The sequence below is a fragment of the Alteromonas sp. ABV2_168 genome (assembly GCF_056161165.1).
In genome coordinates this window covers 88306-101071 of sequence record NZ_JBSWYQ010000008.1, presented here as the reverse complement: position 1 = coordinate 101071, position 12766 = coordinate 88306, and the positions used below count along the sequence as shown (strand labels likewise).

At 48.2% G+C, this 12766-nt stretch carries 11 protein-coding genes; 4 read left to right on the top strand and 7 right to left on the bottom strand.

Annotation, left to right across the window (positions count from 1 at the left end; translation table 11 throughout):
* Position 1: 1 nt before the first annotated feature.
* The 5 genes from ACXAH4_RS13200 to ACXAH4_RS13180 form a co-directional block, all read right to left on the bottom strand.
* Positions 2-1087: an efflux RND transporter periplasmic adaptor subunit gene (locus ACXAH4_RS13200; RefSeq protein WP_474882196.1), complete on the bottom strand. Its 1086-nt coding sequence runs from the start codon at positions 1085-1087 to the stop codon at positions 2-4.
* A 201-nt stretch (positions 1088-1288) separates the two neighbouring features.
* Positions 1289-1618: a hypothetical protein gene (locus ACXAH4_RS13195; protein ID WP_303572742.1), complete on the bottom strand. Its 330-nt coding sequence runs from the start codon at positions 1616-1618 to the stop codon at positions 1289-1291.
* Positions 1619-1854: 236 nt separating this feature from the next.
* Positions 1855-2751, bottom strand: coding sequence for a cation diffusion facilitator family transporter (locus ACXAH4_RS13190; RefSeq protein WP_474882194.1), 897 nt, complete (start codon positions 2749-2751; stop codon positions 1855-1857).
* 178 nt (positions 2752-2929) lie between these two features.
* Positions 2930-3808: a LysR family transcriptional regulator gene (locus ACXAH4_RS13185; RefSeq protein ID WP_119502365.1), complete on the bottom strand. Its 879-nt coding sequence runs from the start codon at positions 3806-3808 to the stop codon at positions 2930-2932.
* 168 nt (positions 3809-3976) lie between these two features.
* Entirely contained in the window at positions 3977-4720 is a 744-nt protein-coding gene (locus tag ACXAH4_RS13180; protein WP_474882192.1) for a TrmH family RNA methyltransferase, read from the bottom strand.
* A 176-nt stretch (positions 4721-4896) separates the two neighbouring features.
* Here ACXAH4_RS13180 and rlmE point away from each other — a divergent pair, with 176 nt between their 5' ends.
* Positions 4897-5517 carry a 23S rRNA (uridine(2552)-2'-O)-methyltransferase RlmE gene (gene rlmE, locus ACXAH4_RS13175; RefSeq protein ID WP_474843467.1) on the top strand — a complete coding sequence of 207 codons (621 nt, stop codon included), beginning with the start codon at positions 4897-4899 and terminating at the stop codon, positions 5515-5517.
* Positions 5518-5575: 58 nt separating this feature from the next.
* Here the strand turns inward: rlmE and fdxA are convergent, their stop codons facing one another.
* Entirely contained in the window at positions 5576-5899 is a 324-nt protein-coding gene (fdxA, locus tag ACXAH4_RS13170; protein WP_474882191.1) for a ferredoxin FdxA, read from the bottom strand.
* 156 nt (positions 5900-6055) lie between these two features.
* Here fdxA and ACXAH4_RS13165 point away from each other — a divergent pair, with 156 nt between their 5' ends.
* Positions 6056-7687, top strand: a complete 1632-nt coding sequence (locus tag ACXAH4_RS13165; RefSeq protein WP_474882189.1) for an NAD(P)/FAD-dependent oxidoreductase — start codon at positions 6056-6058, stop codon at positions 7685-7687.
* 48 nt (positions 7688-7735) lie between these two features.
* Here ACXAH4_RS13165 and ACXAH4_RS13160 read toward each other — a convergent pair whose 3' ends face one another.
* Positions 7736-9619 (bottom strand): PAS domain-containing hybrid sensor histidine kinase/response regulator, encoded by a 1884-nt coding sequence (locus tag ACXAH4_RS13160; RefSeq protein WP_474843256.1) that lies wholly within the window; start codon positions 9617-9619, stop codon positions 7736-7738.
* A gap of 536 nt (positions 9620-10155) precedes the next feature.
* Between ACXAH4_RS13160 and ACXAH4_RS13155 the strand changes: the two genes are divergently transcribed.
* Both ACXAH4_RS13155 and ACXAH4_RS13150 read left to right on the top strand, forming a co-directional pair.
* Positions 10156-11175 carry a glycoside hydrolase family 43 protein gene (locus ACXAH4_RS13155; RefSeq protein WP_474882279.1) on the top strand — a complete coding sequence of 340 codons (1020 nt, stop codon included), beginning with the start codon at positions 10156-10158 and terminating at the stop codon, positions 11173-11175.
* Positions 11175-12605, top strand: coding sequence for a sugar porter family MFS transporter (locus ACXAH4_RS13150; protein ID WP_474882188.1), 1431 nt, complete (start codon positions 11175-11177; stop codon positions 12603-12605). Before ACXAH4_RS13155 ends, ACXAH4_RS13150 begins: the two co-directional genes overlap by 1 nt.
* Positions 12606-12766: the final 161 nt, after the last annotated feature.

The following is a 12766-nucleotide window of genomic DNA, read 5'->3' as shown; positions in this document are numbered from 1 at the left end:
TTTACTCTGCTGCCAGCTCAAGGCTGTCGAAGACTTCTTCAGGAGACACCATGTCTGCTTCGATTTGCTGACCGTCCCTGACCCGGCGTAATCCGTCGATAAGCACGGTGTCACTTTCTTCAAGTCCGCTTGCCACAATGAAAACATGGGGTAGTTCTGCGGCAATCTGTATGTGTCTGGTGTGCAGGGTATTATTGCCGTCAACGACATAAACATAGGTCTGATCGAGTATGTCGAATGTGGCCTTTTGCGGGATCAGCACGCTGTCAGGATAGTCAACGTCCATCAGTACGTTACCTGTTTGTCCGTGACGCAGCAGGCCATTGGGATTCGGGAACGAAGCCCGCATTTCAATGGTACCTGTGGTGTTATCAAAGTCAGCTTCAATGGTATCGATATGGCCGGGTTGTTCATACACCGAGCCGTTAGCCAGCTTCAGCCGCACAGTGGTTTCAGTGATATCCTGTCCGCGCTGAACATAATCCAGATACTGAGATTCCGGCATATTAAAATACACCCACATGGTGCTGAGATCAGATAAGGTGGTGAGCAATTCACCTTCATCCAGCAGGCTGCCGGTTCGCGCTTCAAGGTGGTCCATTTTGCCGGTGAACGGCGCGCGGATGTCGGTAAAATCCAGGTGGGTTTGTGCCAGCGCTACCTCTGCCAGGGCTTTGTCATAACCGGCTTTGACGACGGCCAGTTCAGTATCAGACACAATATCCTGCGATTGCAGCGAACGGGTATTTTCGTATTCCACTCTGGCGGCTTCTGCCTCTGCCTGTGCTTTATGAAGTTCGGCTTCATAAACAGCCGGCATAATTTTGAACATAGGCTGACCGGCTTTTACCGTTTGCCCTTCATCCACAAAGGTGTTTTGCAGATAGCCTTTTTCCATGGCACGCACTTCGATGTGCTGAATGGCCCGGATTTGGCTGACATACTCTTTCACGGTTGTGTTGTTCTGACGCAGAGGATGGGTGACATCAAACTCTACAGTTTGTTCATGGCCAGCGGTTTCATCGTGACCGCAACCGCCAAGCAGCGCCGTCACTACACTTAAAGTCAGGATTGTTCTCGTTTTCATAGATCACTATTTTTATGGTTATTGTGCCTGCGCAGGGACATGCGCAGGCACGACGCGGCCCCGTCACACACTCAGAGTGTGTGGCGAAGAAAAGGCCGCAGAAATCCATCCGGTCAGAAATGGGATCTGTCCGGACTTGCCTGTGAGAAAAATATTGTTGAAGTGTCCCCGGAGCAGTGCGCAGGCACTATTCCGGAATGATTACGCGTAGGGCGGCGCCCGGGGCGGAGGTAACTTGTAGCGGCAGGTGGACGGGGTGGTGAAGTGAGAGGGCCTGACGGAGACAAGCGCCGGAGCGCAGGCAGAAACAGTGAGAACTTCTGTGACCGGCACAGACGGGTCCGGTTGCTCTTCATCTGTATTATCGACTTCAAAACCCAGCGTACACATAGAGGCATCCACATGGGATGTCGTGACGGTGGTGAGGTAAACCTGTTTGTTTTCAATCAGAAATGCGCAGAACACCAGCAGCAGTAAAGCGGGAAGCTTTTGCCGGATAAATTGTTCGCGAAATTGCTGAAAATTTAACATGTTGAGTAGGTTACCACTAAAAAAAAGCGCCGCAAATCCTACGCATTGCTGTACTGGCTGACAAGCAGATGTGAGATAACCTGAGGATTTTGAGGGTTACTTTATCGCAGTAGGAAAAGCTCAACGGGAGTTGTAAATGTAACGCTGCCAGCTTGTTAAAATTTTGGCAGGTTAACAAGCTGGCGGGATTGTACCGTATCCGGCACGGCTCAGTCAGTCAGGTAACCGCCGGCAGCTTAGCCGGCGATTTTCACGGTAATTTGCAGTTTGAGGGGCAAGTCAGACAGCTTTTCGCGGATGGTTTCACGGGTTTGCTCTATATCTTTCACGCGGATAACATCACTGCTATCAGGATAGAAGTCGACATCTACCCACAGTTCGCGACCGACTTTTGCCACACATGATAATTCAATTTCCTGGTCTGACTCTTCAACCGCAGCGGCCACGCTTTCATCAATGGTTTGACGAAGCTCTTCTGCGGGCGCCATTAAGAAGAGCTCGCGCATTGCTGACATCAGCATCGTAAAAGGCACTTTGATGAAGAACGCTGATATAGCTAACATCATCACCGGGTCCGCATACACCGCGAAAGAGGCAAGGGGACTGAGTGACAATAACCAGGCAATCACAAATCCTGCTGTCACGGCTACACTCAATAATGTGTCCATCTGCCACTGACTGGCTTCAGCTTCAATCAGGCCTGATGACACACGTTTATTCTTCGCAGCCACGTACCACCACACAAAGGCACAACCAATTACGTTGACCACACCGAATACGGTAGCGACTGACGCATCGACTTCATGGCCCCCTGTCAGCAGTGAAACAATGGCAGAGTAAAGGGAATAACCGACAACCAGCAGGATCACCGCACCTTTTACAGCTATGACGGCCGGTTCAAAAATGGCACGGCCAAAGGTGAAGCGGTCACAGGACGGGCGCAAAATGAAGCGGGAAGCTGCCAGCGACAATAAAGTTAACAGCAGGCTTACCAGTGAATACACACCGTCGAAAACAATAACCATTGAGTCAACAAACAGTCCGACCATCAGGCCAGCAACGGAAAAAAGGCCGGCAAAAAGGGCTGAAAGTGTCAGTGTTTGCTTTTCGTTATTACGGGTACGGGCACACATGGGAAAGATAACCTCTGAAAAATCTGCGCTGATTTTCGCCCGGTGGCGGTAATTTACAATGACGATTTGGTCGTGTGATAGAGGGCTGAAGGGGGGGGTTGACAATATCTATTTAAAACAATGAGATAAAGATAAAACTTGCTGTCAATAATTTTGACAGCAGCCGCGTGCTTTTACATCAGAAGTCAAAAAGGTAGTCGCTCAGCTTATCGGCAAGCCAGGCCATGGCCGGGTTTTCAGCACTGCCGTTGAGGCTGACCATGCAATAATCTTCCTGAGTAAGGCCATAGGTATGGCGGATAACCGACAGGCGCTGCTCACGCAAATGATGGCGGATGAGTGGTTCAGGCAGCACACCCCAGGCACTTTCAGTCAGAATGGTATTCAGCATAAATTCAAAACTGGAGAACCCGATGTAGTGGCGGGAGAAGGGTTCAAGACTGGAGTTATTCTGCTCGTTCAGATACACCATCGCCGCCTGCATAGCATTGCGGAGATCTTCATCGGTTACCCGTTTCAGGCGGGTCAGCGGGTGGGAAGCACTGCACACCGACATCATGCGAATTTTGCCCAGTGGTTTGTAGCTGATCCTGGCATCATCGAAACGCTCGTAATCCACGCCAAAAGCATAATCCACCTGCTGGGTAGCAACCAGATTGGCAAGGTCACCGCTGGACGCCAGCACGAGGTTGAAGGACGTATTCGGAAACAGTTTATTCAGCGAGTGGATAAAGCCTTGCCAGACAGGGTCTGGCAATGAATCGTCCGGCGCAATCCATACTTCAGCAGCAAATTCACCGGTTACCTGCGCGCAGGTGCCGCGAATACGGGTGGCGGTGATGAGCATACTTTCGCAGTCTTTATAAATGGCTTTACCCACTTCCGACAGTTCGATTTTATTGCCTGTTCGCACAAATAAATCCACACCCAGCTCACTTTCCAGCACTTTAATGGCCATGCTCAGTTTGCTGCGGTTACATTCCAGCTGACGGGCAGCTTCCGATACCGAGCCTGTTTCGGCGATGGCACAGAAAGCTTCAATCTGCGACAGGTTCATAGGGCTCCTGTTGAATGCCGGTGACTCTCTGATGTGTTTGATCTGACCGGTGTGGTTAATCTGTCTGGTAGTGATTGATTGTACGTGTGAAACCGTCCCGCCGGTAGTCAAAGGTCAACGTATTTGATTCATAGTCCGGAGCCACTGCCACAAGTTATCAGGCAGCTATCAGCTGTTGCTCAGCGACAGCTGATACACGCACATGCCTACCGCGCTGGCGAGATTCAGTGATTCAATCTGGCCGTTGCCGGGAATGGTGAAGGCCTCAGCGCCGGCCCGGGTAAGAGCGTCTTCCGGTATACCACGGGCTTCGTTGCCAAACAGATAGCAGGGAAAGTCGTTGAACTGCGGGTCGCTGATGGCTTTACCGTTAAGATCAAGGCAGGCAAAGCGGGTAAAGCGTTGCTGACAATCATCCAGTGTAACATCGGTTTCTACCGGCAGATGGAAAATTGCCCCCATACTCGCACGCACCGCTTTGGAATTAAACGGGTCAACGCTGTTGGGGCTCAGCAGTAACCGGAAGCCTCCGAACCAGGCCAGAGAACGTAAAATAGTGCCCAGGTTTCCGGGATCCTGAATTTCATGTAAATAAATACTTCGCTCACAGGCTGTTTTATTTTCAGGTGCCACAGCATGGGCTGCCAGCGGCACTCTGGCAATCACACCCTGCGGAGTTTTGGTATCGCTGAGTGAAGCCATTTGCCGGTCTGTGACAGTTACCACATCAAAACGGGAGTCCAGCGCAATGCCACGGGAAAGCCAGCTTTCTGTTACGTACAACGTGACAGACTGTGCCATCAATGGCGAGCGTTGCAGTTCCTGAATTAAATGCTCACCTTCAACAAGATAAAAGCCAAACTGCGAACGGTATTTCTTCTGGTGCAGTTTTTTTACGTCGTCTAATTTCATGTGCAGGTAAGTTCCGGAAACAGTGTTGCAAAAAGCGGTAATAAGCTGCGCATTGTAGCCTGTAACCGCAGGGAAGTCAGGCCGGCTATGAAGTTTGTTGGTGCGCTGCATTTGCAAAACCGCTGCGCGTGATTACAATGAACGCCGTTTTCCCTTTAGCTACTGCAGAACTGACTATGGCCCGCTCAAAAACCAGCAAAAAATGGATGGAAGAACACGTTAACGATCCCTACGTAAAAAAAGCGCAGGCTGACGGTTATCGTTCACGGGCAAGTTACAAGCTTCTCGAAATCAATGAAAAAGACAAATTGTTCCGACCCGGCAGCGTGGTCATGGATCTGGGTTCTGCACCCGGTGGCTGGTCCCAAATTGTGGCGCCCATCGTTGGTGACAACGGGCGGGTGATTGCGTCAGATATTCTGCCCATGGACAGTATTATCGGTGTGGATTTTATTCAGGGCGATTTCACTGATGAAGCCGTTTACGATCAGATCCTGAATACCCTCGGGGATGACCGGGTGGATGTTGTGGTGTCTGATATGGCGCCGAACATGAGTGGCGTAAATACCACCGATCAGTATGCGTCTATGTATCTGGTTGAGCTGGCTCTGGATATGGCCAGAAACGTATTACAACCGGGTGGCAGCTTCTGTGCAAAAGTGTTTCAGGGCGTAGGCTACGATGAGTACGTGAAAGATGTACGAACGTCATTTTCAAAAGTGGTGGTAAGAAAACCTGCGGCGTCCCGCCCGCGTTCCAGGGAAGTGTATCTGGTTGCTACGGGTTTTAAAGGCTGAACCGGGTTGTATGCGCCAGCGGCGGCGCATACTGCATGCTAAGCCTGTTTGTCGCTGCTCAGCGTTCCAGCAGCGGCAGTTTGCCCGGCACACCGTTCCAGCTGTCGGCATCCTCCGGCGGCGCAATTACCTCTGTAATATTCGGCCATTGCTGACTCAGTTCCGCATTGATTTCCTGCCAGGGCTTTTGCTCTTCGGTTAAATGGGTATCCTGAATAATCGCTTCGGCGGGGCATTCTGGCACACACAAAGCACAATCAATACAAATGGCCGGATCGATAGCCAGAAAGTTCGGACCTTCAAAAAACGCATCCACCGGACACACGGCGACGCAGTCGGTGTATTTGCACTTCACGCAGTTGTCGGTTACTACAAATGTCATGGTTTATCCGCATGTCTGAAAATTTGGGCGGATTATAAGTGTAAAGCAGAGGGATCAAAAGACAAATACCGGTGAATGTCTACCGGATCGCCAGTATCTGCATTACACTATGCTGGCTCTGACAGACAGGCTGTCCGGCGAACCAGGAAATCCCTCATGTTGCGTTTAACCGATATAAAACTTCCCCTTGATCATAACGACGAAGCCTTGCCGCAGGCCATCATCAGTAAGCTTGGTATTGCTGCCAGTGATTTGCTTGAAACCAGTGTGTTTAAGCGCGGTTATGACGCCCGCAACAATAAAGATATTCAGCTGATTTACACCGTGGATGTGTCGGTAAACCATGAGGAAAAATTGCTGGAAAAATTCAGCGCTGATCAGCAGGTCAGAGTTACGCCGGATATGTCGTATAAGTTTGTTGCGCAGGCGCCGGAAAATCTGAATAGTCGCCCGGTGGTGGTGGGACTCGGCCCCTGCGGTATTTTCGCTGCGTTAATCCTCGCCCAGATGGGCTTTAAACCCATTGTGCTTGAACGGGGTAAAGCAGTGCGTGAACGTACTAAAGATACCTTCGGTTTCTGGCGCAAACAGCCTTTAAATCCCGAATCCAATGTGCAGTTCGGGGAGGGCGGTGCCGGTACATTCTCTGACGGCAAGCTGTACAGTCAGGTAAAAGATCGTAAACACTACGGACGCAAAGTGCTGCATGAATTTGTGGAAGCCGGTGCGCCGGAAGAAATTCTGTATGTGAGTAAGCCCCACATCGGTACATTCAAACTGGTGAGCATGGTTGAGAAAATGCGTCAGCAAATTATCGACCTTGGCGGTGAAATCCGTTTCTCCACGCGGGTAGAAAAGCTCGATATGGATGAAAAAGACGGCGAATATGCGGTGAAAGGCCTGCATTTGTCTGACGGCGGCTATCTGGCCTGTAAGCAGGTAATTCTGGCGTTGGGTCACAGCGCCCGGGACACCTTCCAAAACCTGTACGACCAGGGCGTATACATTGAAGCCAAACCTTTCTCTATCGGTTTTCGCATTGAACACGAACAGAGCATGATTGATAAATGCCGCTTTGGTGATAACGCCGGAAACCCCATCCTGGGTGCTGCCGATTACAAGCTGGTGCATCATTGTAAAAATGGCCGCACGGTGTACAGTTTCTGTATGTGTCCGGGCGGTACCGTGGTCGCGGCGGCCTCTGAACCGGGTCGTGTGGTCACCAACGGCATGAGCCAATACTCGCGTCATGAACGCAATGCGAACAGTGCCATTGTGGTAGGCATCACGCCGGAAGAAGATTATCCCGGTCACCCGCTGGCGGGGATTGAATTACAGCGCAGGCTGGAGGAAATGGCCTTTAAAGCCGGTGGCGAAAACTACCATGCGCCGGGCCAGCTTATCGGCGATTTTCTTGCCGGTAAGCCAAGCGCAGAATTGGGAGACGTCACGCCGTCTTATACGCCGGGCGTTACCCTGACAGATTTAAGCAAAGTGGTGCCGGGCTATGTCACTGAAGCTATCCGTGAAGCCATTCCTGCGTTCGACCGCCAGATAAAAGGCTTTGCCAAAGCTGATGGCACGCTGACCGGTGTGGAAACCCGTACCTCGTCTCCGGTTTGTATTAAGCGTGGTAAGGATTACCAGAGCGTGAACGTAAAGGGTTTGTACCCGGCCGGTGAGGGCGCAGGTTATGCCGGCGGGATCTGGTCTGCGGGCATTGACGGCATCCGCGTGGCAGAAGCGCTGGCTATGGCATTTACTAACCAGGTTGACTCACAGAGCTGACGATTTGCCGGTTGACGGGGATGGTGAGTAAATTAGCGTAGCTGGTAATCAGCGGTTTTTCTTCCGTAAATATAAGTCTAGTCTACTGTATAGCTTACCGGCCTCAACGGGTTTAGCGAGATGTTCATTAAAACCTCCATCAAGGTAGGTTTTGATGTCCTCTAACATCACGTTAGCAGTAAGTGCGAGTATGGGAATAGTGCTATTATCGCGGCGAATCTGTTTACAGGCTTCAAGGCCGTCTAATTCAGGCATCTGAATGTCCATCAAAATTAAATCAGGTTTAAATATTTGAGTTAGTTCAACGGCCTCATGTCCATTCTCCGCTACTCTGACTTCGGCATTGGTTTTCTCCAGCATTGATGTAATGATAACCTGATTAATATCATTATCTTCGGCAACGAGAATTTTTTTACCGGTGAGGTCAGGGGCATTGGCGTTTGATATTTTTATTGGCTCTGCCTTTTCGGCTTTTCCCAGAGGTAAAGTAACGGAAAAAGTAGTCCCTTTATCCTTCTGACTGGTCACCGTCAGTGTGCCATTCATCAGTTCTACAAGGCTTTTTGTTATGGCCATTCCCAAACCAGTACCGCCATATTTGCGGGTGGTTGAAGTATCTGCTTGTGTAAACCTCTCAAATAATCCGTCTATTACTTTTTGTTCCATACCAATACCTGTGTCGATAACCTGAATCGTCAACGCTGACGAGGCCGTGGTTTGCTCAGAGTACATTGCAACTGTGACGCTACCGGTATCTGTGAACTTTACTGCGTTAGAAATGAGGTTCGTGATAATTTGCTTTACTCTTACCGGGTCTCCCAACCAAACATCGTGTAGATTCTTTTGCAGGGAGCTTCGGAATACAATGTTTTTTGCCTTTGCACGGGGAACAAAATTGGAAGCGACCTCGTTTAACAGTTGTCTGATAGAAAATGCTATTTTTTCGAGGGATAACATCTCTGCTTCAATTTTTGAGAAATCCAGAATGTCATTAACAATTTTAAGCAGGTAGTAAGATGAAGTAAGCGCATTGCTTAAAAGTTTTCTGTCAGAAGACTTAGTCAATTCGTCTTCGAGTAACTGAAGGGTACCCAAAATACCATTCATAGGTGTACGAATCTCATGGCTCATTGAGGCCAGAAAGCGACTTTTGGCAATATTCGCAACTTCGGCCTTTCTTTTTGCTGCTTCCAGCTCCAGAGATTTTTTAACCCGATCAGTTACATCCTGAAATGTACCGAAAATAGAACTAATACTTCCTGTCGCGTCATGTTCTACCATCCCCTTACTATGCACATGTCGTATTTCACCGGACGGACGGACAATTCTTAATTTTACTTCCCAACCTTCTCCTTTTTCGACTGCCTCATTAACGTGATTCTGGACGATAGAAATATCGTCCGGATGGTAAAAATCGATGGCAGATTGCAGCGATGGTTCATAATCACTTTTACTAACGCCGTGAATGCGGTATATCTCATCGGACCAAAATACCTTTTCATTTACAACGTCAACACTCCAGTGTCCTAAGGAAGCAATCAACTCAGCTTGTTGCAACAAAGCTTTTTGTTTTCTGTCTGCTTCTTCTAATACCACCTTCCCGGTGATAATAGTCGCTGATGCGACTATTTCGGTATCTGAGGTGGCTTTTGCAAACCACTCAAGCCAGACATCTTCACCTGAGATACTTTTGTAGCGGTTCCGAAAACCCTCAACAGTGCGTTTACTATTGAAAAGTGCCGCCATCGTGGCGCTGGTGTCAGCCCGATCCTCAGGGTGTACGTAGGATAAAAAGGGCTGGTTCTTCAGTGCATCGAGACTCCAGCCTAAACTGACGACCCAATAGTTATTCAGATAAGTATAATATCCGTCCTTGTTCGCTTTACAGACAAGCGTATTGAGGGAATCTAACAGGGACTCAGTATCAGACATTATAGCACCTCTTCATTTCCTTTAATGGTGACGGGTAATACGTCTAAACTACAGACGAACATCGTGAACATCATTATCCCTTTAAATACAAATAAAAGAAAAAATAAATATTCCAGAATCTGCATTGAGGGGCTTATGTCATTGTAGCGCCAGATTTTGAAATCCCGCTAAGGTAAATTAAGTGAGCTTAACATTAAGGTAACATCGCCTTCTGGAGAACGCGTTCTTACACTATTTTTGTTCTTGCAACCATTTGGTTCAAATAGATAATTTATAGTGGTGATGGCTGTGATAGGAAAAATAGTGTTGTGAAGTTTATGTTATTCATTACCTCGTTGTCTTTTTATCGTTTTCGCAGCCGTTGATATTGCCGTTAATTTACTCTCCCTGCATTATCGGGCTATGCACTTTTCATCACTAACAGGGAGCGTAATATGACGTTTCAACCTAAACTCTCTTTAACCTTTTCAGCGATCCTGTCTGCACTCGTTCTGACAGCGTGTCAGCCACAACAACAAGATGTTGAAGACAAAGATATTCCGGTTCAAAAACATTCCGGAGATAAAAACTCAGTAAAAAGTGGATTAAGCGATCCTCTTGTTGAACATATTTATACCGCAGATCCTTCTGCACATGTTTTCAACGGACGCCTGTACATTTACCCGTCACACGATGTGGAATCAGGGATTCCCCAAAATGACAATGGTGATCATTTTGACATGCGTGATTATCATATACTCAGTATGGATGAAGTCGGCGGTGAAGTGACAGATCACGGTGTGGCTTTATCTGTGAAGGATATTCCCTGGGCCGGTCGACAATTGTGGGCTCCGGATGCAGCTTATAAGGACGGGACTTATTACCTCTACTTCCCCCTTAAAGACAAAAACGATGTTTTTAATATCGGTGCTGCCACAAGTGACAAACCTGAAGGCCCCTTCGTGCCAGAGGCTGAACCCATTGAGGGAAGCTACAGCATGGACCCTGCCGTATTTAAGGACGATGACGGGGCTTATTACATGTACTTCGGAGGCATATGGGGAGGACAACTACAACGCTATGAAGGCGGTTCCTATAATGCTGAAGATGTCTATCCCGCAGATAATGCACCAGCGGTAAAACCTCGTATAGCGAAAATGGCCGCTGATATGCTGTCCTACGCAGAAACACCTAAAGAAATTGAGTTGCTGGATAAAGAAGGTAACCCAATTTTGCAAGGAGATAACGATCGCCGTTTCTTTGAAGCAGCCTGGATGCACAAATATAAGGGTAAATATTATCTCTCTTACTCTACAGGTGATACACATAAAATTGTTTATGCGACGGGTGACAATCCGTATGGCCCGTTTACTTATCAGGGGGTGATTCTGCAGCCTGTTCTAGGATGGACCAATCATCATTCAATCGCTGAGTTCAAAGGAAAGTGGTACCTGTTCTATCACGATAGCTCATTATCAGATGGTCAAACTCACCTGCGAAGTGTGAAAATGACAGAGCTTACCTATAATCCGGACGGCTCTATCGTAACCATTGATCCTTACTTAGGGCAGAAGTGATGTTGGAATCAACTGCTCAGACGGCAAGTATGGATAAAGCCACGGAAGACAATATTAGTTTTGTTGTGTTTATTAGTATTGTTGCAACCATCGGTGGTTTTCTCTTCGGATTTGACAGTGGTGTCATTAATGGCACAGTTGACGGGCTGCAAAAGGCATTTAACTCACAAAGCGCCGGAACCGGGTTTAATGTATCCAGCATGTTACTAGGATGCGCAGCCGGCGCTTTCTTTGCTGGTCGTTTTGCTGACAAATATGGCCGCAGAACTTTACTGATTATCTCTTCGGTATTGTTCATTGTGAGTGCCTGGGGCTCAGGTGTTGCTACATCCTCTTTTGAGTTTGTAATTTATCGTGTAGCAGGCGGCCTTGCTGTCGGGGCTGCTTCGGTAATGGCACCAGCTTATATCTCGGAGGTCTCTCCTGCCCGGTACCGGGGAATGCTGACGAGTATTCAGCAAATTGCTATTCTGAGTGGTTTGTTCTCTGCATTTTTAAGTAACTACATTCTTGCCGGCGAAGCGGCAGGCTCGACAAATAAATTGTGGTTAAATTTTGAAGCATGGCGTTGGATGTTCTGGATAGAGCTGATTCCGGCTACTTTGTTTTTCGTAATGCTATGGTTTATTCCTGAGAGTCCAAGGTTTCTTGTTTCGGGTAATCAGCCAGAACGCGCCCGAAAAGTGCTCAGGAAGCTGCTTGGTGAAGATGCTGCACAAGAAAAGTTCATTGAAATAAAAAAATCACTTTCTCACGACCATCGTCCACAACTAAAGGATTTGTTTGATAAAACAGCCGGCAGAGTGCGCCCGGTTGTGTGGGTGGGTCTGGGTCTGGCTGCATTCCAGCAACTTGTGGGTATTAACGTAGTTTTTTACTATGGAGCAGTACTATGGCAGGCCGTTGGCTTTTCTGAGTCTGACGCGTTACTTATCAACGTTCTAAGCGGAGCTATCAGTATTTCAGCTTGTGTGTTGACCCTCCTGGTCATTGATAAAATTGGACGCAAACCCTTGCTGAAGTGGGGATCGATAGGCATGACTCTGACTCTCGGTGTGCTGGTAGTCGCTTTTATGAATGCCTCTCAGGGGGCCGGCGGCAAACTCATACTTGGAGAGTGGGGTTCATTAGCCCTGGTTTCTGCGAACCTGTATGTCTTCTTCTTTAATATGTCCTTGGGACCGGTTATGTGGGTTATGCTGGGTGAAATGTTTCCGAATCAGATACGAGGTTCCGGCCTGGCTGTCAGCGGTCTTGTGCAATGGACGTGTAACTTTATGATTACTATTTCCTTTCCAGTATTGTTGGCAGGGACCGGCCTGGCCGGCGCATACGGGCTGTATACATTTTTCGCATTGCTTTCAGTCATATTTGTCATTCGTTTCATACACGAGACGAAGGGCAGAGAGCTCGAAAATATGGAGGGGTAATCTGTTTCTTCAGATAAACCATTGAATGCAAGTTCCCATTTTGCCAGCGCATGTCGCTGGCTTTTTTTTGGTAAAGATTCAGACTTTTGAAGCAACGTGAGTGGGATAACTCAAAAAAACACAAAGGCAATAAACATTTTTCATAAAAAAAGTATGAGGTA